General features: G+C 46.8%; 17 protein-coding genes and 1 pseudogene. 9 read left to right on the top strand and 9 right to left on the bottom strand.

The window, feature by feature from the left end:
* The first annotated feature begins 9 nt into the window (after nt 1-9).
* A complete protein-coding gene (locus H6F52_RS08320; protein ID WP_190533611.1) occupies nt 10-231 on the top strand; it encodes a hypothetical protein in 222 nt (73 codons plus the stop codon).
* A 203-nt stretch (nt 232-434) separates the two neighbouring features.
* Here the strand turns inward: H6F52_RS08320 and H6F52_RS08315 are convergent, their stop codons facing one another.
* From H6F52_RS08315 to H6F52_RS26380, 7 genes and pseudogenes are all read right to left on the bottom strand, one after another.
* Nucleotides 435-1,361 carry an acyl-CoA desaturase gene (locus H6F52_RS08315; protein ID WP_190415914.1) on the bottom strand — a complete coding sequence of 309 codons (927 nt, stop codon included), beginning with the start codon at nt 1,359-1,361 and terminating at the stop codon, nt 435-437.
* A gap of 115 nt (nt 1,362-1,476) precedes the next feature.
* Nucleotides 1,477-2,730 carry a M23 family metallopeptidase gene (locus tag H6F52_RS08310; RefSeq protein WP_190415913.1) on the bottom strand — a complete coding sequence of 418 codons (1,254 nt, stop codon included), beginning with the start codon at nt 2,728-2,730 and terminating at the stop codon, nt 1,477-1,479.
* Between the two features lie 240 nt (nt 2,731-2,970).
* Nucleotides 2,971-4,899 carry a glycosyltransferase family 39 protein gene (locus H6F52_RS08305; RefSeq protein WP_190415912.1) on the bottom strand — a complete coding sequence of 643 codons (1,929 nt, stop codon included), beginning with the start codon at nt 4,897-4,899 and terminating at the stop codon, nt 2,971-2,973.
* A 280-nt stretch (nt 4,900-5,179) separates the two neighbouring features.
* A complete protein-coding gene (locus H6F52_RS08300; protein ID WP_190415911.1) occupies nt 5,180-5,722 on the bottom strand; it encodes a hypothetical protein in 543 nt (180 codons plus the stop codon).
* A 170-nt stretch (nt 5,723-5,892) separates the two neighbouring features.
* Entirely contained in the window at nt 5,893-7,179 is a 1,287-nt protein-coding gene (locus tag H6F52_RS26390; protein WP_242037206.1) for an ATP-binding protein, read from the bottom strand.
* A gap of 39 nt (nt 7,180-7,218) precedes the next feature.
* Entirely contained in the window at nt 7,219-8,058 is an 840-nt protein-coding gene (locus H6F52_RS26385; protein ID WP_347276196.1) for a hypothetical protein, read from the bottom strand.
* Between the two features lie 120 nt (nt 8,059-8,178).
* Nucleotides 8,179-11,283, bottom strand: a pseudogene (locus H6F52_RS26380) (serine/threonine-protein kinase PknK).
* Between the two features lie 635 nt (nt 11,284-11,918).
* On the opposite strand from H6F52_RS26380, the gene H6F52_RS08290 reads away from it, so the two are divergent.
* From H6F52_RS08290 to tilS, 4 genes are all read left to right on the top strand, one after another.
* A complete protein-coding gene (locus tag H6F52_RS08290) occupies nt 11,919-12,275 on the top strand; it encodes a DUF565 domain-containing protein (RefSeq protein ID WP_190414525.1) in 357 nt (118 codons plus the stop codon).
* A complete protein-coding gene (locus H6F52_RS08285) occupies nt 12,275-13,333 on the top strand; it encodes a glycerate kinase (protein WP_190533785.1) in 1,059 nt (352 codons plus the stop codon). Before H6F52_RS08290 ends, H6F52_RS08285 begins: the two co-directional genes overlap by 1 nt.
* Before the next feature lie 78 nt (nt 13,334-13,411).
* Nucleotides 13,412-13,714 carry a KGK domain-containing protein gene (locus H6F52_RS08280; RefSeq protein WP_190533608.1) on the top strand — a complete coding sequence of 101 codons (303 nt, stop codon included), beginning with the start codon at nt 13,412-13,414 and terminating at the stop codon, nt 13,712-13,714.
* On the top strand, nt 13,714-14,769 hold the full coding sequence (gene tilS / locus H6F52_RS08275) for a tRNA lysidine(34) synthetase TilS (RefSeq protein WP_190533605.1): 1,056 nt from the start codon (nt 13,714-13,716) through the stop codon (nt 14,767-14,769). Before H6F52_RS08280 ends, tilS begins: the two co-directional genes overlap by 1 nt.
* A 77-nt stretch (nt 14,770-14,846) precedes the next feature.
* Here tilS and hmpF read toward each other — a convergent pair whose 3' ends face one another.
* Together hmpF and H6F52_RS08265 are read right to left on the bottom strand one after the other, a co-directional pair.
* The gene (gene hmpF / locus H6F52_RS08270; RefSeq protein WP_242031216.1) at nt 14,847-16,658 is read right to left on the bottom strand and encodes a pilus motility taxis protein HmpF; all 1,812 of its coding nucleotides are present in this window, start codon (nt 16,656-16,658) and stop codon (nt 14,847-14,849) included.
* Between the two features lie 223 nt (nt 16,659-16,881).
* Nucleotides 16,882-17,064 carry a hypothetical protein gene (locus H6F52_RS08265; protein ID WP_190533602.1) on the bottom strand — a complete coding sequence of 61 codons (183 nt, stop codon included), beginning with the start codon at nt 17,062-17,064 and terminating at the stop codon, nt 16,882-16,884.
* A gap of 119 nt (nt 17,065-17,183) precedes the next feature.
* Between H6F52_RS08265 and H6F52_RS08260 the strand changes: the two genes are divergently transcribed.
* The 4 genes from H6F52_RS08260 to H6F52_RS08245 all read left to right on the top strand — a co-directional run bounded on the left by H6F52_RS08260 (nt 17,184) and on the right by H6F52_RS08245 (nt 22,727).
* Complete coding sequence (locus tag H6F52_RS08260) at nt 17,184-18,488, top strand: response regulator (RefSeq protein WP_190533600.1); 1,305 nt, start codon at nt 17,184-17,186, stop codon at nt 18,486-18,488.
* 284 nt (nt 18,489-18,772) lie between these two features.
* Nucleotides 18,773-19,138, top strand: a complete 366-nt coding sequence (locus tag H6F52_RS08255) for a response regulator (protein ID WP_190414517.1) — start codon at nt 18,773-18,775, stop codon at nt 19,136-19,138.
* Between the two features lie 111 nt (nt 19,139-19,249).
* Nucleotides 19,250-19,780 carry a chemotaxis protein CheW gene (locus H6F52_RS08250; RefSeq protein WP_190414516.1) on the top strand — a complete coding sequence of 177 codons (531 nt, stop codon included), beginning with the start codon at nt 19,250-19,252 and terminating at the stop codon, nt 19,778-19,780.
* Between the two features lie 85 nt (nt 19,781-19,865).
* Entirely contained in the window at nt 19,866-22,727 is a 2,862-nt protein-coding gene (locus H6F52_RS08245) for a methyl-accepting chemotaxis protein (protein WP_190533596.1), read from the top strand.
* Nucleotides 22,728-22,911 lie beyond the last annotated feature (184 nt).

Genomic DNA, 22,911 nt, shown 5'->3' with positions numbered 1-22,911 from the left:
TAACAGCGCGTGAAATTTTTCTACACCTGTCTAATCGCAGGCGAGACGACTGCGCGATCGCAGATTCGCCAAAGTTGCATAAACATAGCGGTAGAAAATCTAGCAATTCTCTATCGGATACAGTATGGTTTAACCCCACCCCAACTCCTGCCCGCTTTTCCGGGAGGGATTCAATATTCCCTCTCCGTTCACGGAGAGGGGTTGCGGGTAAGGTTCTTTATATTGCACTAAGAGTGAAAACCCCTATAAACCTAATTTGTAGAGGCAGGTAATCTCCACTAAAAGTAGGGGCACGGCATTGCCGTGCCCCTAGGAAATTTTCGGATATCAGGGTTTAACGCTTTCTAACAACGCCTAACAACATTTTTGAGTTAGTCCAGGCGTTTTATATCAAAATGAGATGCTTTCAGCGACTAATGGGTCAAATTCACCTACTATCCAACTGAAGAAGTGATGCTTTTCAGTTCGATTTCGCTTGAGGATGGAACTTTGACATTCCAGACAAGCCCTAAGCGATTGAGGGCGAGGATACCCAACCAACCGAAATCAAGTTGCCACCATCTGAGTCCAAACCTTGCCGAGTGCTGGAAAGCATGGTGGTTATTGTGCCATCCTTCACCGAGGGTCATGATGGCGACGAAAAGATTGTTCTTACTTTGATCTTCTGTGGGAAATTGGCGTTTTCCCCAAAGGTGGCAGACTGAGTTGACGCTAAAAGTAAACTGGTGCAAGAGGAAAATCCGGATACCTCCACCCCAGATTAAGCCTCTCAATGCTCCCGACCACGACCCGGTTAAGACTCCACCCAGAAGCGTCGGAATTAACAGAGAAAGTAGCACCCAAAGGATGTAGAGCTGGTCGATTTTTTGGACAACTTTGTCACGATTGAGATCCGAGACATAGGGGTATGGGGGCGTCCAATCGACGTTTAGCAGCCAGCCAGTATGGGCGTGCCAAAAGCCTTGAACAACTCCCCAAAACCCTTCTCCGTGAATATTTGGTGAGTGGAAGTCTTGTTGAGTATCTGAGTAGAGGTGATGACAGCGATGGTGGCTCACCCAGCTGGCGACTGGGCCTTGACCTGCCATGCAGCCAGCGATCGCTAAAAAAGCCCGTACAAATGCCCCTGCCTGAAAGGCACGATGGGTGAAAAACCTGTGATACCCCACAGTGATGCCAAAGAAAGTCAAGGCATACATTCCTACGAGTAGGCTCAGATCCAGCGGCTGGACCCCACGTTCCCAGAAGATGATAGCCAGGGTCGCCGCGATAAATCCCACCACAGGCATGGCGACGACGATGACATTCAGTGTTTTCTGAAAATTGCTGATTTTAGAAGGATTCGAGAAAGAGATTGACACTTGTTTGGTTGAAATAGACTACTCGCGCAATAAAACTAAGAATATCTGATTGTTTGCCGTTAAATTCCCGGATAATTGTCCAGTTTAGGGCTGATACGAGTCAGTTTTCATGAGCCTAAAGGAAGGTAATCGGGTCTACAGGTGTGCCATTTTTACGCACCTCAAAATGGAGATGGGGTCCCGTAGAAAAGCCAGTAGAACCAACCGCCGCGATTGCATCGGCTCGGTTTACAGATTGTCCTTCCGAAACATAGATTTCGCTGGCGTGACCATATAAGGTAGTGATGCCATTGCCGTGGTCGATGATTACCGCCTTCCCGTAACCTCCATACCATCCGGCAAAAATTACCTCTCCGCTGTTGGCGGCGCGGATCGTGCTGCCATAACTTCCCCCAAAGTCAAGACCAGAATGGAAACGGCGGTAGCCCAGAATCGGGTGGACTCGCCAACCAAAATTGCTTGTAATTCCCGCATCGCTGGGGTAGCTGAAAATACCCGATCCGCGAATAATGTCGCGACCGCGAAGAATGGCTTTGCTCGCTGCCGCTTCTCTTTCTCTTTTTGCCTTCGCTTCTGCAACTCGTTTTTGAATGAGAGTGCTAATCCCTGCGGAATCCTCGGCTAAAACGTTCTCGGCTGCTTCTAAGGCTTGCCGGTTAGTATTCAAGCGTTGAATGAGCTGCTGCTGAGCCTGTGTCTGAGCTTCAAATTCGGCTTTTTGTGCCAGCAATTGCTGGGTAATCAGAGCAATTTGGTTTTTCTGCTGTTCGATCTCGGTTTTTTGGCGATCGATTTGGTCAGCTTCCGCCTTCAAGTTTTTCAAGATTTGTTGGTCGGCTTGAAACACCAATTTGATCTGGCGACGCCGGTCGGAAAATTGACTGAGATTTTGGCTAGAAAGCAGGATTCCCCATCCTTGGTGAGAGAGTTGCTGGCGTTGCAGGAAACGCAAACGGGCAACTGTGGCGGCTTGCTTTTGTTGATAAGAGCGTTCCGCGATCGCCAGATCCTCTTGCAACGTCTTTAATTCCTGAGTGGCTCGTTGTAATTGGTACTGATAGTCATTAAGCTGGGTACCCGTTAATTCCAGGTTTTGCTGCAAGCCACTGAGTTGTCCCTTCGCGGCTTTTTGGAGTTTTGATAAGCGATCGCGTTCTTTAGAATAATTAGACCGCTGCCGATCTAGTTGTTGCTGCATCTGTCGCAGCGTTTCTATTGTGACGGGTGACGGCGATGGTAAATCTTCAGCGAGCACCGGCATCGCTAGCAAAAGCCAAAGGAAAATTAGGCTACAAATTAGGCTACCAACAACCGGCAATCGGCACTGATGCCAAAAATTTTTCCTTTTTCCTGAAGATGGTGCTTTCATCCTTTCAAACTCAGTCGTGCCAAAACGCCGAATTTCATCATGATGCCACCAGAAATTTTATTCACCTAATATTCCAGTCGGCTTGCCGAACAAGCATTGCCGAACCACTGCATTTCCTGCCCTCTCCACCCCCAACCCCTAAGCGAAAAGACAGAGGGATTGCGCGTGAGGTGTTCTAATCACGGGCAATTATCCAGGCTTGATATGACTGCAAGCTGCGGCAGTTTAACAATTTAGCATTTAGCTAGAGTGTCGATGCTGGACACTGGCGACGATTTGTTTTGACAACCGAATGAGTTGATAAGCACCGGCTTTGCCTAAATTTTGGTACTCCTTGGGCTGTATTTTTGTGTTCTCTAAATATTTAGGCTCAGTCAAAATCAATACCGAAGGTGGCTTGGGTTGAGTCGCCGCGATCGCTTCAATGTATTCCATTGCCGAGCTAACTTTGGCAAAGTAATTCACCGGGCGCTGCGTGTAAAATACGACACTCGGTTTTTTGAAACCAATCATTAATATGGCTTCTCCTGGCTGCTGGACTTGGGCGATCCGTGCCGATAATTCCCGCAGCGGCATCTGACGTGCTCGATCCATCATGAAGTAGGCAGGCGTTACCACAAAGATGATAAAAGCCATAAATCCGATTAGATTTGAAGTCCACAGCCAACGCCACCGCCGTCGTTTCAGCAGCAACCACCCTGTCCAAATAGCGGTTGCTCCCCAGATGATGCCTCCCCACACCGTCAAACCAGATCGTTGAACCATTTGGCGCAGATCGGGCACGGCAGGGTCATATCCTAAGAAGTTTGGGCTGTATAGAAGCGCACCTGCCAGAACTGATAAAAACACCACATTGACAACGCCACTCCAAAACAAAGGACGGAGGAATGAGGGCTGAGGACTGAGGACTGAGGACTGAGTGGGGAATTCTCCTTCCGGCTGGTTAACTGCTAATTCTGAACTACCGACTTCTTCCTCAGTTCTCAGTCCTTTCACCCCAGTCCTCAATTGGTCGCTGAACAAAAGTGCCACCAAAATTCCTGCTGCTGGCATTAAAGGCAGCACATAGCTGGGGAGTTTTGTCACCGCAACGGTGAAGAAGCCAAAGATCCCGGCAAACCAAAATAGAGCAAATAAACCTAAATGAGTGGAACGGGGGGAGTTCCGCCATTTGCTGCGCTGCCAAAAGCGGAGACGGGCGATCGCTACCGGCAAATAAATCGACCAAGGCGCAAAACCCAGCAGCACCACTAGGAAGTAAAAATACCAGGGTGCCCAGTGGTGATTAACAACGCCTGTGAAGCGTTCCAAGTTGTGATAACCAAAAAACTTATTAACGTAGTTTTCGCCGTTCCGCAAAATCACCAAAACATACCAAGGCACTGCCAAAACCAACACCAGTGCCAAGCCCCGAATCGGAAACATCTCCCGCAACACTTCCTGAGCCTTGCCCAGGTAAAGTAGAAAAGCCCCAATAATCAGAACGGGTAAGACAATGCCGACCGGCCCTTTCGTCAAGATTGCCAAGGCAACTAGCACGTAGAAAGCGAGATACCAACGAGTTTGGATCGCGGGTTGGTTGGTGTTGACATAGCCAAGAAAAAAAGAAAGTAGCGCACAACCCACGCAGCCGGTTAGCAGCATATCAGAGACGCCTGTGCGTCCCCAGACAATCATTTCTGGATTTAGAGCGATCGCCGCTGCACCCAGCAAAGCCGATAGCCACAACTGACGCTGCGTTATCATCCCATCCCTAGCTTGCCCCGTCACCGCACTCGGAGAAGGAAGCCCATAGTAGCGCAACGTATAGAAGCCTAATCCCGTCACAGCGATCGCAGACAGCGCCGAAGGCAATCGCACCGCCCATTCATTGACGCCAATCAGTTTATAAGCGATCGCCATCAGCCAGTAAACTAACGGCGGCTTATCAAAGCGCGTCTCCCCGTTAAAATACGGTGTAATCCAATCTCCCGTCACCGTCATCTGGCGGGCAGCTTCAGCAAACAGCGGCTCAGTTTCATCAACCAGACCGATATTCCCTAAATTCCACACAAAAGCCAGCCAGCAAACCACTAGCACCCACAGAATCGATAGACTCACCAGCACGCTGGGATGCTTCTCCCAAGATTTCCACCAACTTCTAACCGTTCGCTCAACCCTAAATTTCATGAACCCCCGAACCGTCCGTCAGTAATGGGCAACCTCAAAAGGCATTTTCCCAGACCTTAATCTAGCTGGAAATGCGACGCCAGCGCACCCATTGCAAGATGTCATGACTCCCACCTACCCAGCAGCACTTCCTGACTCTGGCAAAACCTATGAGTTCCCTAAATTGTCATTGGTGAATGGGTAATTGATAAGAAGTCATGGGTAATTCGTCCGTAGAGAAGAAAAAACAACTGACTTCTAACTGCTGACTATAAACGAATGACCCCCGACTATCTACGACCTAAGATTGCAAAACCAGTTGCCATTCCGACACCTGAGCATTCCAGACAGGCAGAGGCGTCTCACCCACAACATACGGTCCCCAATACCGGCGGGAACCATCTTGGGCAAATGCCACCAAAATATCCCCCTTTTTTAGCTGCAAATCCCCTCCAGGCAAAGATAAGGTCACGCCCTGGCTCCCCCCTTCTCCTGGGGCAAAATCCCAGTGTGCTGGCTCTCCATAAGATGTCGTTGGTGGCTGATAAGTCAGCAACGCCAGCCGCAGGGGATACTCCGTTTGATTCGTCACCCGTAAAGGCCCTTGACGAGTCGTAATGAGCGGGATTTGTCGATCGTCTGTGGGTGAGGCAACTGGTGTAGAGTTCGGCAACTTTCCCGCGCCGGGAGGATTTTCCCGCAGTGAAGCATTCGTTTTTGAGAGCAACGAAGCATCTAACTTTGCCCAATTGAGTTCCACCCGCTCCTGAAGCAGTCCCAGTCCTAACCCGATGAGTCCTAAAAGCACAGCAATCAGAAACCCAGGGTAAACCTTTAAAATCATAAGCTTTTGGATAGTCTTTCAGGAGTTTACCGTCCTTAATGGCAAAAAGCTCCGCCAAAGATGGACTCCTCGCGTGAGTGATCTCTCCCATCGCCATTTTTCATCTACGCTACAAAACAAGAATCTTGGGTGACGCTTCTAGGCACTTAAGCTTTGGGCGTTTTCCGCCCCTATAACACTTTTGAGAGGGCTGTCCTGAGCGGAATCTCAATCATAAACTTCGTCCCTTCTCCTGGCGCTGAGACACAGCTCAATTGCCCACCATGTTTATCTACGACAATCTGATAGCTAATGGATAAACCTAGCCCCGTCCCCTTGCCTACCGGCTTCGTTGTAAAGAAGGGTTCAAACAGACGTTGCCGAACTTTTTCCGGCATTCCCGGTCCATTGTCAGCAATCTGAATCGCTACTTTCTCACCATTAATTACTTCCGTGTGAATCCGAATCTTTGGCAAGGGGTAATTCGCACTTTCGGGTCGATTATCGATTCCCCGTATCTTCTTACTCATTACCTCATCGATTGCATCAATTACATTCGCCATAATATTCATAAACACCTGGTTAAGTTGTCCGGCGTAACATTCCACTAACGGCAACTCACCATACTCTTTCACCAGCTCAATTGCCGGACGCTCCGCGCTCGCTTTTAGACGATGCTGTAGAATTATCAACGTGCTTTCTAACCCAGCCTGAATGTCCGCAGGCTTTCCGATTGCTTCGTCAACCCGCGAGAAGTTGCGTAAAGACTGCATGATCTCTCGAATTCGGTCAGTCCCCACTTGCATCGAAGTGAGAAATTTGGGCAAATCTTCCATCAGATAATCCAGCTCGATTGTCTCAGCTTCCTCTTCAATCTCGGCAGGTGGATCGGGAAAATGTTGCTGATAAAGATTAACTAAGTTAATTAAATCGTGTACATACCCAGAAGCATGATGCAGATTACCGGAAATGAACCCAACAGGATTATTTACTTCATGGGCTACCCCCGCCACCAGTTGTCCCAGGCTAGATATTTTTTCGGTTTGAACTAATTGAGTCTGAGTTTGTTGTAACTGGTGAAGGGCTTGTTCTAGTTCCTGGCTTTTTTGTGATAAATCGCTATTCTTAATTTCCAGTGCGTGAGAGTAACCTTGCAGGTTTTTGTAAAGTTGGGCATTCTCTATTGAAATAGCGACTTGGGATATCAATACTTTTAAAACTTCTAAGCGTTCTGAGGTAAAAGCTCCTTTAGTTAAGTCATTTTCTAAGTAAAAAATCCCCGTCAACTGTCTTTTGTGAAAGATAGGCAACCCTAAGATGGGCTTGGGTTGGTTTTTCAGAATGTATGGGTCATTGATAAAGAGTCCTTCTGTAGTTGCGGAGTCTAAAGCCACCGTTTCTTTAGTTCTTTCGATGTATTGAATTAAAGAAATCGGTAAATCATCGCAACTTTTAAGGGAAATTAAAGGTAAAGCCAAACAACTTTGTTTGCCCAAAAATTTTTTAGCAAATAGCAACTATTGATTTGCTTCTTTTAGCAGAACAATCCCTTTTCTCGCCCCGGCAGTCTCAACCAAAATATTGATCAACTTTTCTAGGAATTGTTCGAGAACAATTTTTGATGAAATCGCAATTGACGCTTTTACAATTGCTGCCAAATCTAGTGCAGCAGAACCTGTTACTGTTGTATAGGTCGTCGTCAAAGTTCTCTCAATGCTAATCGTTTCTCTAAGTAGCAGCCGGGATAAAAACTCAGAATATCTTGATTCCAAATCTTGAGATTTTCCCGTTGCCCCCCAGCGAATAAAAGTATAGTAGGCTTCAGTTAAATAAAACTGAGCTAGCTTCTCTCTACCGCGCGAGAAATAAAACTCTGCCGCTAGTTCATTAGCCAGTGCTCCTTCTTGGATATATCCTTGCTGTCTGGCTCTTTGAATGCTGATTTCATACAACTCCATCGCGCTAGAAGTTTGTTTTAATATCCGCGCCTTCTCTGCCTCTACTAAATCGTACTTATGTTGATAATTCACTGGCGCATAATACGCCCAATGTTTCATATTTTCTTGATTGGTATTTACTGTATTTAGGTATTGTTGTTTCTCAGTATCGTTAACTTGGGGATAATGAGCCAAAAGAGCCAAGGAATGGTAGAAATTCAGTACGGCAACCTGCATAAAACCAAATGCAGAACCAGCTTGCTCTGCGGCTAAAGCTGCGTTAGCGATCGCGCCCTCGTAATCTTTAAATTGATATAGAAGAATTGTCTTGGCAACATAGGCGACAAACAAGCCAGTGCCACCTTTCGATTCAATTAACTGGGGCAAGGTTTCGGCTTCATTAAAACTTTCTCCAATCAATAGGAATTTATCCGCAGCTTTGCCTTGAAAATTTAATCCCAGTCGTCTCTAAATATTCGCAAAATGGATACCCGTAGGCAGGTCTATCTTTACAAGTACCTCAATGTAAGGGGCTTGTTGCTACACGATAGAATCTAAGCGATCGCCCGTAAAATATAAATATCCGCAAAAGTTAGCGCCACAATAACTCGCCCATTCAATATCTCCCGTTTCCAAGCCGCTTTGAAGCCCTTGTTGGAAGTGAACAACACTATTTTTAGCGTGTTCTTTCCACGGTCTAATATTGGCGTTAAACAAGTTATAGACTTTCGCCTTGCGTTCTTTAGCATCAAATTGTTCTAGAAGCTTCAATGCCAATTTACCCGCATGATATCCAGCATCTATCTTTCCAAGCCCTGACAACAACAAGCCATAAAGACCATAAGCGAAAGCAGATATTGCCGAATTACCATGTTCAATGCAGATATTAATCATGGTTAATATTATTTGCGGAAAAATCTCTGGCTTTGCCATGAAGACAGGCGCACAAATCGTTTTTAAAATTCGCAACCCGGCTAGTTTATCCGAAGCTGTCGTTGGGGGAATCTTGTCTAAGTCCGCGAGTCCGGGCAACTCAACTACCAAACTCTCGTCACTTGTTAACGTTACGAGAGTAATTCCCAGCCGTTCCAAAATTTGTAGCCCTGTATCGACGGCTTTAACCATCTGAAATTGACAGATATAAATCTGGATTTGTAGCTCGTTTACCTTTACTTCGTCGATTAAACTTGTAGCTTGTTCTAGGGCAACTCCAGCTAAAGTAGCTGCCTGCTCAAAGTTGATATTTAAGTATTCTGCTTCCGCGGATTCAAGATGAAGTGTGAGCGTCAAATCATAGTGGCTTTGCCAGCTATTTTCAGTAAGCAGTCTTAGCCCTGCGGTTAAGTATCTGGCAGATGCTTCATAAGCCGATGCTGCATTGGCTTTTTTCCCAGCCATCAGATTGAGTTGGGCAAGTTCATCTTTGTCTGCTTGGTTAGAAAGCAACTCTACCCCGATATTTAGCTGGTTAACAATATCAAAAATATTCTCTTCCAGCGCATATTTAGCTGTTTTATGTAACAACTGCTGACCAATTTTTAGGTGAGTTAATTTTTTCCGCTCTTCCAGAATTAAAGAATAAGCCGCTTGCTGCACCCGATCATGTAAAAATTTATAACTAATCCTGATATCCTCAATCAGTAAATCTCCTTTTTCTGATTGGTCAAAAAATAGAGGGATTTTATAAGTATTGCTCAAAGGTAAAACTAAACCAGCCTGAAGCGCCTCCCACAAATCGTCAGCAGTATTGATTAAAGATTGCTCATTGACAATGGATAGGGCCTCTAAGGTAAATTGGTTTCCAATGCAAGCAGCTAATTTTAGGACTTCCTGGGTTTTTTCGGACAATTTTTGGATATTTCTGGCAACCAGTTCGACGACGTTATAATCTGTAATCCCAATCCTTTGGCTCTGCTCAAGATTCCAGAGCCAGCGACTTTCAACAAAGTCAAAATGTAAAAAACGTTCGGAGTGAAGAGTCTGAAGCAGTTGTGTTAGAAAGAAGGGATTTCCTTGAGTTTTATGAAAGACAATGTCAGCGATTTCCTTCGCTCTTTGGGTTTCTTGAAGGGTATCAGCTACTAATTGATAGACATTTTCAATGTTTAAAGGACGAAGAAGAATGTTATTGACAACTGCTTCTGTTTTTTGAAGTTCGTCCAAAACCAGCATCAACGGATGACTTTGACTAACTTCATTATCTCGATAGGCTCCAATCATTAACAGATATTGACTGTCGGGTTCAGTCATCAGCAGTTGGATTAATTTTAAAGAAGCTGAATCTACCCACTGTAAGTCATCTAAGAAAATAACCAGCGGATGTTCTGGCTTTGTAAAAACATGAATAAACTGTTGAAACACGCGGTTGAAGCGATTTTGAGATTCACTGGGTTCTAGTTGCGGAACTTCTGGCTGAACTCCAATAATTAGCTCGACTTCGGGTATAACATCAATAACAATCTTACCTTGCGCTCCCAAAGCCTTTTCTAGCTTTTCCTTCCAAAAAACTATTTGTTCCTGACTTTCCGTTAATAGTTGTCGGATTAATTCTTGCAAAGCTTGAATCAAAGCAGCATAAGGAATATTTCGCTTAAACTGGTCAAACTTACCGGCAATAAAATATCCATGCTGACGCACAACGGGTTTATGAAATTCCTAAACTAAGCAAGATTTACCGATGCCTGAATAACCAGAAACTAGCATCATCTCGGTAGTTCCAGCACTGACTCGGTCAAAGGCATCCATTAGGGTGGTTACTTCAGTTTCACGACCGTACAGTTTTGGGGGGATGAACAATTTCCCAGATTTATCTCGCTGACCTGGAAGGAAGTATTCACTTTTGCCATGTCTTTGCAATTGAACGAAACATTCTTCTAAATCTACCTTTAATCCTTGGGCGCTTTGATATCGAGCTTCAGCGTTTTTAGCTAATAATTTCATCACAATCGCTGAAATTGATGCCGGGATTTTTGGATTGAGCTGGTTGGGAGAAGCGGGTTGTTTAGCAATGTGAAAATGAACGAGTTCCAGCGGGTCAGTAGAAGAGAAAGGTAAATTTCCCGTCAGCATTTGATAAAAGGTGACGCCTAAGGAGTAAAAGTCGGTACGGTAGTCAATCGACCGATTCATTCTCCCTGTTTGTTCGGGCGACATATAGGCAAGGGTGCCTTCTAGTAAAGTGGGATTACCTTGTGTCTGAGTTTCTCTAGAAAGACGCGATGAAATACTAAAATCTATAATTTTAACTTGACCATTTTTAGAATTTATCAGGATATTGTGGGGTTTAATATCTTTATGAATAATCTGGTTTTGATGCAGGGCGGCAAGGATATCTGCTAACTGAATGGCAATCATAAGAAACTGGGTTAAATCAGTCCCTAAGGGAGAATTGATAACTTTTTCAAGAGATTCTCCATCAAAATATTCTAGTACCAGCGCTAGACCGTTGTTATGGTTTTCTAATGCCAGGGATTTGACAACCCCTTCTATATCCAAAGGTCGTAAAATTTTATATTCATGTCTCAATCGAGAAATTTCTTCAAGAGTGGGATATTCCGCTTTCAGGGCTTTTATACTTACAGAGGTTAGTTCAGCCTCTTTAATACCCTGATAAATAAGTGTTTTGGCTCCTTCATGAAGGGGCAAAGGAGAAAGCTGATAACCCGTTAGGTTGATGCTCTTTTTGGAAGTTAGATAAGTATAGTATTGATGTGTGATATTGATAGATTCTAGGAGAGGAGGCTTTTTCGAGAAATTTCTCCGGCATAAGTTGTCGCGAAATTGACACAGATTGAATTGATACCTTTTTTTCTATAAGCTCCGAATTCAATTTTTAAATCTTATAGAGCGTATGAGAGGTGTTGAGTTTTGTTTATTGCGTTTTATAAGTTACTCACGATTAGAAAATGAATTTGGAGTAAGTGCAAACCTACGCTGGATATGTAAAATGGAGCGATCGCTACCCCATTGCCGCAGCGCGATCGCTCCAATCCTAAGTTGTCTCCTGATTACCGTTGCCAGGGCTATCTGTATGCTGGTTGGCATAGGAGAAGGCACGGACACATCATCTCATCTGTATTGAGAATGCCCTTACTTTTAAGAAATTTTTTGATTCTAAATAAATCTCTATATTACAAACACAAATCTTTATTAAGGCGGCGCTTAGCGCGATCGCCGCCTCCAGCTTTATAAAACTTCCCAATCGAGGAAGTGGTAGGAGCATCAGATAATTAAAAAAAGCTTTTGGAAAGCAGGACATTACTTCGGAGTCAGCCTCAACGATGCAAAGGACTCGTCTCAACAATCTCTTTGATGTTGTCAGCCAACAGCTGAGGCGATGGTTTCGCAATCCCTGGCGACGGATATCGCTGGTGGTGATGAGCCTATTAGTGGGCGTGTTTCTAGGAACCGCTATTCCCACAACAGCGGGACAAACCGCTAACTGGGATGTGATTGCCGCTGGATTTTTAATTTTTTTCACCGAAACCGTGAATCGGTTCGTTTACGGCAGAAACCGGCGAGTTGTGCCAACAGGTGAAGGCGTTCCCAACCGCTTATTAGTGACAGAAATGTTGAATGCGCTGAAAATTGGTCTGACTTACAGTTTATTTATTGAAGCCTTTAAACTTGGTTCGTGATGGACTCTCTTCGCCAAATTTTTAACGATTGGATCGCTAGAAAAACGCCGACTTCAGCACAGTTGGAACATTTGGCAGCACAGGCGCTAGCAGATGACTTCCGGGCGAAAGCTTTTGGGATCGCACCCGCCAATGTGGAGGAAGTCATCCGCAAGCGATCGCATTTGTTCCTCTTAATCTATCCCCATCTTTCCTCAGTCCTTAGCCCGCAGTTCCTAGTCCTTAGTTTAGAAACGCTTTGGAACCTCTGGCTTCCCTTAGCCACAAAACTAGCGCAGGATCGGCAACAGTTAGGACGCCCCCTCATCCAGGGAATTTTAGGGGGACAGGGAACTGGCAAAACGACTCTGGGAGCCGTCCTTACCTTAATTCTCAAACACCTAGGGAACTCGACACTCAGCCTATCCTTGGATGACCTTTACAAAACCTATCGAGATCGCCTTGCCTTAAGAAAGCAAGACCCCCGCTTAATCTGGCGCGGGCCACCCGGAACCCACGATATTCAATTGGGTTTAGACGTTTTGGACTGTCTGCGTCAGCCATCCGGGCAACCGATTCCAGTCCCCCGCTTTGATAAATCTGCCTGGGAAGGTGCCGGTGATAGGACGCAGCCAGAAATTGTCCAAAACATCGATATCATCCTGTTTGAAGGGTGGTTTGTCGGCGTCCGTCCCATAGACCCCGCTACCTTTGACAATGCGCCACCGCCGATTGTAACCGCTACTGAGCGAACGTTTGCCCGTGACATGAATGCCCGATTGCAGGACTATGTACCTTTGTGGGAACGGTTAGATCGGCTGATGATGCTGTATCCCGTTGATTATCGTCTGTCTGTGCAGTGGCGACGGCAGGCAGAACACGACATGATTGCTGCTGGTAAATCTGGCATGACAGATTCGGAAATTGATGAATTTGTCAAGTATTTCTGGAAATCGCTCCACCCAGAGTTATTTATCAAACCGCTGACGAGAAATCCTAGGACGGTAGACTTGGTGGTTGAGATTAATCCCGACCACTCTCCTGGTGACGTTTATCGACCGAGCGATCGCACTGATTAAAACCAATCGCAGCCTAACAAGTAAACTCGCGGCTACTTCTGAAAAAATGTAGAACAAGTGCTGGAACTGGAGATTCACATGAACAATGGATTCGAGCGGATAGAAGCAGACAATGTTTTGTGTGTCAATACAAATACTCAGAGACTTTTAATTCAGCACCCTACTTTCCAAGTGGGTGAATTTATCAACAAGATGCAGGCTCAGGTAGGAGCAACAGGTGAGCAAATAAAGTGGTTTAGTGAGGGTATAGATTGCAAGGTTCTAAAACCCGGTGCTAACTGGAAACAAGGAAAGGTTAGAGTAAGTCTAGAATTTTGCCCTGATGAGCCAGAATCACCACTAGAGGATATTCGTCAGCAACTCAAAGAAGATGATAGCTAATGGCTAATCTTCCCAGTTGGACGCCTCTCCATGCCCAATTGCATCGAATTTTACGCGATCGCCATCTCTTACCGAGAAACCAGCCGCTATTAGTTGCAGTCTCCGGGGGACAAGATTCCCTCTGTTTAATCAAATTACTGCTGGATTTGCAGGCAAAGTGGGGATGGCAGTTAGGAATAGCTCACTGCGATCATCGGTGGCGTCTGGATTCCCAAGCAAATGCCGACCATGTAGAACAGTTGGCTAAAACCTGGCAAGTCCCCTTTTACTTAGAAACCGCCCCAGAAATGCCCTCTATCGCCTCAGAGGCAGCGGCGCGGCAGTGGCGTTATCAAGCCTTGAGTGCGATCGCCCAAACCAACAATTTCCCATACATTGTCACAGGTCATACAGCGAGCGATCGCGCCGAAACCCTCCTTTATAACCTGATGCGCGGCAGTGGTGCCGATGGATTACAAGCCCTAACCTGGCAGCGTCCGCTGACTCCAACACTGCATCCAACACTGCAACTGGTGCGCCCTCTTCTAGAAGTCACTAGGGCACAAACCGCTCAATTTTGCCAAGAATTTCAGATTCCCGTTTGGGAAGATTCCACCAATCAAGACTTTAAGTATGCCCGTAACCGTATCCGCCAGGAGTTACTGCCATACTTACAAACTCACTTCAACCCCCAAGTTGAGCAAACACTGGCGAAGACAGCGGAACTTTTACGGGCAGATGTGCAATATCTTGAAGAAGCCGCTCAGAAGCTGCTGCAACAAGCCCTAGAAAACGAAGACTCGCCACTTATCTCTCAGCATGGGCAGGGAGACGGCTCTACAACACTCAACACTAACAAAAGACTCAATCGTTTCGTATTGCGTCAAGCCCCCCTAGCCCTGCAACGTCGCGTCATGCGGCACTTCCTCGCCTCAGTTCTACCCATCGCCCCCAGCTTCGAGCAAATCGAAAAACTGACTGCCTTAATTACAGCCCCCAACCGCTCTCAAACCGATCCCTTTCCTGGGGGTGCGATCGCACAAGTCGATGGAGTTTGGATTTCAATTAAAAATTAAGAATCCAAAATTAAAAATTCAGAACGATTCATTTTTAATTTTGGATTTTTAATTTTTAATTCTCATGCCACATTCAACTAACCACCGATCAAGGTGAGGAGAACTTGCCGCATCTCAGTAATTGATTGCAGCTGATAGTCACCCGTTTCCTGAACCTGAGCCAACGTCCCCACGATTGCCTCCAACTTCTGCCGCATCTCATTCAGGCGATCCTGCATTGGCTGTAGCGTTTCCTGATAGGTATTTACCTTGCCCACGAGTTCCGCCGCCGCCGCCCTCATTTCCTGCAATTTCTGCTCTAGCTGCTTAATCTGCTGGCGCTCTTGCTCCTGTTCGCCAGCTTGATGGTCAATCATGCCTTGAGCTTGCTGAATGCTCATCCGCACCTGCTCAATCTGGCTTTCCAGCTTTTGTAGTTCCTCTGCCTGTTGTTGTCGTTGTCCTTCCAACTGACTCAGAACCGGACCCAAGTCAATCTTTTGATTGTCCTGCCCTTCATTGTCCACAATCCCTTGCCGTCGCCGCAGCACCCGCAAGTGTTGATTTAAAACTTCTTCTCGCTCCCGCAGGTAGATGCGTTGGCCCACCAGCGTTTCATCCAGCATTTGGTAGCAATCCTGCTCCTCTGCTAGCTCATTTTCCAAACTGAGGCGGTCATACTCGCTGGCTTGCTCGATCTTCGTCTGCAATTCCTCAACCGTTTGACGCTGCAAGGTCAACTCTTCTTCTTGGTCATTGACAAAGCGCATCACTTTTTCCAAATCTTGCTGAAGATTTTGCACGGTTTCTTGCAGCTCGCCTAGGGGCATTTTCTCCAGCGCTTCCAGATCGACCTTTTGGCTAATTTTGACACCCGTTGAAGTTGTTGCCAGACGGTGAAGTTGCTCGTACAGCTCCTCCTGATTTCGCAACTGGAGACTCTGCATCTGAGCATACTCCTGCTTGATCTCCAGGGAATTTTGAAGCACCATCCGCTCTAAACGCACTTTTTCCAGAGCCTCTTGAGCCTGCTTTAACTCCTCCGTGCGCCTTTGCAGTTCCTGAGTTTGCTGGTCTACTTCCGCTTGCTTCTGTTGGGCATTGTTGCGTTGTTGCTCCAGATTTTGCCAGTGCTGGTCTAGGGTTCCCTGCTGCCCGTTGACAATTTCAAAAGCCAGATTCAGTTGTTCTCGCACTGCTTCCGTAGGAGCGATCGCCGAAGCTAAACGATCTAGTAATTCCCGAATCTTTTGACCTTGCTCCTCATCTAATACCGTTCCTTGTTGGAACTCCGCCTGTCGTTCCTCCAAGCGCCGCTGCTCGCCCCGCAAGTGTTCCCACGCTCCCTCCATCTCGATGCGGTTGCGATCGCACTCTTCCCGCAGTCGCTCAATTTCCTCCCGCGAACTGTCAATTTCTTGACGTTGCGCCTCCAACCGTTCAAAGTCTTCCTCCAACTGTTGCAGCTGTTCCACCCGCGCTTCCATTTCCATTTCGCGCCGGTTTAGCTCCTGACTCTGATAAGTCAGCGACTGCTTCCACTGTTCAATTTCTTCTTCCTGAGTTTTCGACTTTTCCAGTTGGCGAGAGAAATTCTGCAAAATATTCACCAACTGACGCCCCGCCTCTGTCGGCGGACGCTGCACTTGGCGATTCCCGCTTAGCTCAACCAGCACCAAGACGCCACCATTAAAATTATTGGCTTCTTCAGGAGCGGAAATCACTTCATCAGACGCAGCACGCCAACTCTGGTCATTCTGCTGACAAGCCAGCAGTTTTAGTTCGGCCTTGCCACCACCAAAAACACCGCCACTCTTTTTTTGTACTTCTGCTAGATACAGCACGCTGATGGTCCTCTTGATGTATCTTGTGCCCGCTTGTTGACCGATCTCTGGTCCCACCAGAGCCATACCGCCATAATTCTCGCCCAGGCTTCATACCAGAACGATCCTAACCTTTTCAGACCTTGTTGTGGAAGTGCCGACCCACGAGGCACTTCCACCTTTGAATTCACACCCCAATCTAAAACGCGATCGCCTTTTGGTCAGTTTCTCCCTGAAGACTCCGTAATTTAGCCCGTGTTGGCAGCCACGTCAAGTCTTAAATTAAACTAAATATGTTTCGATTTCTTTCTTATTTAATATTTAACTTGAATCCTAGGCAATCCTGCCACAGACAATTCTCGGCTAGTTCCATTGCTAACTGAACCCAGGCAAAAGCAACCAGACAAATCACTTGCATGGGTTTGACTTCTGCCAGTAAAGATTGTGCCTTCGCCAGAATCTCTTTCCCTGGTACTGTATTATCTGGCTCCATCCTTTACTCAAAGAAAAACTACCTAATTGTAAAGATTTTTATAGCAGGCACCGCGTAAAACTTGACAAATGCAACATTAACTCAGATTCAAACGGTTATTAGGAGCGCATTTTCATTACATGCAGGGAACGTTAAATGAAATTGATATACGCAGCATCCTGCAACTGATCGAATTAGGTCAGCGAACAGGTGAATTATTCGTGGAGGCATACAGCTCACCCGTCCAAGGAACTGGTGAGCATGTAGGGGCGCGACGTACCAGCATCCCCTACCGAGACGCGAAACTCAAAGAACCAGGGCCGTTTTGGTTTGTCTTCTTCCTCAACGGACAAATCGCCTATGCTAGCGATGGAACCGGCAGTTTGTTGCGTTTGCGCGACTACCTACGCCGTTATCGAGCCGAAACCTCCCTCAAAACTCTGGAAGTCCCCTTAATTGATGCGATTAATGCGCCCGAATACGGCTACTTGTGGGCACTGTTGGAAAATCATATTTTGACCCCTGCTCAAGGGCGCAGCATCATCCGCAGTATGGTGCATGAAACCTTATTCGACCTCCTCAGCCTTCATCAAGGCTCCTTCATCTTCGACATTGGCCCAGCGCTAGCACCGCAACTTACCACCCTAGAAATTGCCCCCCTCGTCGCCAAGATCATGAAGCAGGTGCAGGAATGGAAACAATTTCATCCCCACATTCAATCTCCCAATCACTGCCCAGTCATTGCCGATGCAGTTTCTTTACGCGCTGCCCTGCCAGAAAATGCTTTTAAAACCCTAGATCGCCAGCTAGATGGAAAAACCTCCCTACGGCAGCTAGCCCGATATCTGAATCGTGAAATTTTAACCGTGGCAAGAGCCATTTATCCCTATGTACAACAAGGTTGGGTACAACTGCAAAGTTGTACCAGCGACGAAACAGCAGCCAGTCGCCGAGTCGGAATTAGCATAGAATCCGATTCGACCCCAGCCAACAAAATTCCTCGCGTTGTCTGTATCGATGATGACGTTGCCATCGGTAAAACCGTCGAATATATCCTAAAACCACAAGGTTATGAGGCAACCGCGATTAGCAATTCTCTCAAAGCACTCAGTCTCGTCTTCCAACTCAAACCCGACTTGATTCTTTGTGATATTGCAATGCCCGACCTCGAAGGCTATGAGATTTGTGCCATGCTCCGGAAATCAACCGCTTTTCGACAGACCCCCATCATCATGCTGACTGGCAAAGATGGATTTATCGATCGAGTCAGAGCCAGGATGGTAGGCGCAACCGACTACCTAACCAAGCCTTTTGGAGAAAGTGAGTTATTAATGCTACTAGAGAGATATATTGGCCCTGGTGAAAAGGAATCAACGATATCAGAACCTTTAGACCCTACAGAGTTAAATCGAGAGATAGAAGAAACAGATGTACGAGTCGGGTAAAATTGCCCCACCGATAAGGCGGGGCTTCATTCAATGATGAAATTAGGAATAGACTATGGACTAGGGACTATCAACGACGGGCTACCGACTACAGATACTAAGCAAGTCGTGGGGGCAATCGTTTACCAGCGACTCTCCAAAGCAGGGGAGATATCTCGTAAACAGCGCCCGTACAGGAGTCTAAAGTTAGATGGGATACTTAAGTCATGACATGGTTGAGGGGTGAACCAATCGTGGCTTACGAGCGTTCATGTTTGAACCGGCAGACAGGTAGGTAGGGAGTTATGAGTGTAGTTCTGGTTGTAGAAGACAGTCCCGCACAACGGGCAATGATCTCAGACCTCCTCAAGGGAAGTGGGTTAACTGTAACGATTGCCACTGATGGTGTCGAAGCCTTGGAACAAATTCTCAAGTCTTGTCCCGACTTAGTGGTATTGGATATTGTCATGCCCCGAATGAACGGTTATGAGGTATGTCGTCGGCTCAAAGCCGACCCAAAAACCCAGAATGTTCCTGTGGTAATGTGTTCGTCGAAAGGAGAAGAATTTGACCGCTACTGGGGGATGAAACAAGGTGCAGACGCTTATATAGCCAAACCCTTTCAGCCAACCGAGCTAATAGGGACGGTCAAACAGCTGCTACGAGGCTAACAAGCCATTAGCCATTAGCCCAAAACTACTAACCTCCAAAGTTCTAGTAGCTTTTAGGTTTCGAGAAGTAACAAAAGCTAACAGCTAACAGTTAACAGCTAAGGAGATAGAATGGTCGGCAATCCGGACTTTTTAACAGGCAGCGGTCAAGATCACTCACCCGGATTTCAGGAACTAGAGAGTCCTGAAGGTGAATTACACCTGCGGTTTTACGTTCCATCCGGTAACGAATTTGCCCTAGGAGCCAGTGGAATCCGTGAAGTGGTTTCTCCATCACCAGACAGGATTACTCCAATTCCCAACGCTTCTCCCCTCCTGTTAGGAACGCTGAACTGGCGCGGGCAAGTGATTTGGGTCGCAGACCTCGGGCAGTTTTTAGGGGATTCATCTGCCCTGAACACAGATAAACCTGAGATTCCAGTGATTGCCGTTGAAGACCAGGACACCATGTTAGGCTTAGCCGTTGAGCGTATTGTCGGCATGGACTGGCTCGATATCGATCAGGTACAGATGCTTACTAACGTTCCAGACAGTATGGCACCTTTTCTTAAGGGTGAGTGGTTATTAGACAAAGAGAAAAATCAGTTTCTCCGACTATTAGACCAAGTCGCAATTGTTCGCTCAGCGCGATGGGCAGCATGAAATCAATTAAAAATTAAAAAGCAAAAAGGCAAAATGAATTTTTTAATTTTTAATTTTTAATTTTTACTTGTTTTGGGGGAAGCAAATGAAATCAAGTACAGATTACACACAAGAATATCAACACGCATTTTCGGCCTACACGCTGGGCAACTACGAAGAGGCAGCTGCCATCATCGATCGGTTAGTCGAAAATTTTCCCAATGACCCAAATGCTCGGATTCTACGGGGTCATATTTACTGTTATGGATTACAGCAGTACGCGATCGCGCAAGAACAATACGAGTTGGTGCCTCAGCTCACCGACGACCAAGAGTTTATCGATTGTGCCAACAACGGAATAGAATACGCCCTCTCTTGCCAAAACTACTCCGAATCGGTTGGTGCAACTTCCGATCCGGTTGGTGGCGAGTTGCAACCAGACGAATTTGCACTCAACCATGATGATTATGCGATTCCAGAAGCCAACGCAGCATGGCCATCCCTAGAAGAACCAGAGATAGCAACCCAGGACATCTCTTCTCTAGATGATTTTGACTCTGGAGATTTTCAGGATATAGAGTCTTACTCAGCGGCAAATCCGTTTGTCAGCTCGGACTATACAGATAGTGCAACAGCACAAACACCAGAAGCCTATCACGACCCCTTTGCACAATCATGGTCGCCCAGTTCTCTGGATGACGAGACTGGAGCGCCCGCAACCAATACAGATTTTGATGCAGAGGCATTTCCGCTCGACGCCTTTACTGACTTCGATCAAACGGGGGAGCGTGAATTTCAAATGCCATCGGGCAACTTCGAGAATGACAATTCGACATTTGAAATTCCTAATCCTTCCGACACTTTAGAAGAACCCAATTTCAATTACTTTCCTCTGGAAGACGAAACACTGTTAATGAGATCCGGAGAGCTGGAATCCAGAAGAACAGAGGAGGAAAGTTTCGGATATGACAGTCAGGATGCCTTAGGCGATACCGAACCTTATACCAGTAGCAACGATCCCACCCGATCCCGTCACCGCCCCTTTGAGACTCATCCCTACGAAGACGATGCTACTTATGTCGCCCACTCCGATCAAAACGGGAATACCCGAAATGACCAATTTGACTTTGAAGCCTTTGACGATGCCATTGGCTATGACTCGTTTTCCTCAGAAAATCAACAGCGCAACCGGCTCAATGAAAGTAGCAGCGACTTCTTAGACGAATTTGGTGATTTTGGAGACGATTTAGGGAGCATTCCGGATTTCGATCTGTCCCATTCAGAAGGCAATAGCCAAGGATTCTCCGCAGGAATTTCCGACTTGGGAACCTCTTCAAGACGGGCATCTGGAGATTCCAAGCGGAAAGTAGAGACACGAACTTTTACCGAATCCTCCGGAAGTTCAAACTTGGGCGTTCACGATGATGAATTCAGCATCACCGGAACCTCCGAACAAAGCCCCGGAACGATTTCCTTTACTCCAGAAGGCTCCAAAGCAGAGCCAAATGTCACCATTGAACAAGGCCCTTTGGCTGCCTTTGAAAACGCCCCTCTGAGTAAAAAGCCGCTGATCTCTGCCGCCGCTGCCGGAATTGTCTCCGCCGTTGTCGTTGCACTTGTCAGCTTCATCTCCGCGAGTGCTGCTCCCCAAGACAGTAAAAACACTACAATCTCCCACCTCCGTAACACCAGCTGGGTGATGAGTCTGGCAGCGGGTGCCGCCACCTTTGGGACTACCCTGGCTTTAGGACGAATCACGACTCGGCAAATCAAAAAAACCACCGAAGACCTCCAAGCCCAGTTTGAGTCTGTCTCTGGTGGCAACTTTAATGCCCAGGCAACCGTTTACTCGGAAGACGAATTCGGTTCCCTGGCCGCTGGGTTCAACCAAATGGCTCGCGTCATCCTGACCACTACATCCGAAGCTCAACGCAAAGCTGAAGAGCAAGAACAAGCAAAAGAAGACTTGCAACGTCAAGTGATTCGGCTGCTGGATGATGTAGAAGGTGCTGCCCGTGGGGATCTGACCGTGCAGGCAGAAGTCACCGCAGACGTTTTGGGAGCTGTTGCCGACTCCTTTAACCTGACCATTCAAAACCTGCGGGAAATCGTTCAACAGGTGAAGATGGCGGCTCGACAAGTCAGTAGAGGAGCGACTGACAGTGAAGTATTTGCTCGCGGTTTGTCTTCCGATGCGCTGCGACAGGCAGAAGAGCTGGCGGTAACTCTCAACTCGGTTCAGGTAATGACTGGCTCGATTCAGCGGGTTGCCGAAAATGCGAGAGAAGCAGAAGAAGTCGCCCGCGCCGCCTCTGCCACAGCCTTGAAGGGTGGCGAATCTGTAGAACGAACGGTGGCAGGGATTCTGCAAATTCGGGAAACCGTTGCAGAAACGACTCGAAAAGTTAAACGCCTTGCTGAATCTTCCCAGGAAATTTCTAAGATTGTCGCGTTAATTTCAGGGATCGCTTCCCGAACCAACCTCCTAGCACTCAATGCCAGTATTGAAGCAGCACGCGCCGGTGAGGCGGGTCGGGGCTTTGCTGTGGTGGCAGATGAAGTGCGACAACTTGCAGACCGAGCTGCGAAAGCTTTGAAGGAAATTGAACAGATTGTGCTGCAAATCCAGAGCGAAACGGGTTCGGTGATGATGGCAATGGAGGAAGGCACTCAACAGGTAATTGATGGAACGAAGCGAGCAGAACAGGCAAAGCGGAGTTTGGAAGACATCATTCAGGTGTCAAATCGGATCGACGCCCTGGTTCGCTCGATTACTGCTGACACAGTGGAACAGACAGAAACTTCTTCTGCTGTTGCCCAGGTGATGCAATCGGTGGAACTGACCGCACAAGAAACTTCCCAGGAAGCGCAACGGGTATCCACTGCGCTGCAAAACTTGGTCGGAGTGGCACGAGACCTGCTAACTTCCGTCGAACGCTTCCGCATCGAAGCTACGGAGGGGAAATAAATTGAGAAATCAGAAATTGTGGGGCAAAAACGACTGAAAATCACCCTGGAAACGCGATTAATCGGGTTTCTACAAATCGGGCAAAAATCAATGATGTCGATTCTGTATAGATTGGGTACATTAAAAGCAATCTAGTGGAGAAAAAATCTTCTTTCTCCTACTCAGCACTCCCTACGGGAAGCCG

Origin of the sequence: Coleofasciculus sp. FACHB-542, assembly GCF_014695825.1 — a bacterium.
Classification (GTDB): domain Bacteria; phylum Cyanobacteriota; class Cyanobacteriia; order Cyanobacteriales; family FACHB-T130; genus FACHB-T130.
The sequence above is the reverse complement of the archived record's forward strand: the minus strand, read 5'-3'. Positions and strand labels throughout refer to the sequence as shown.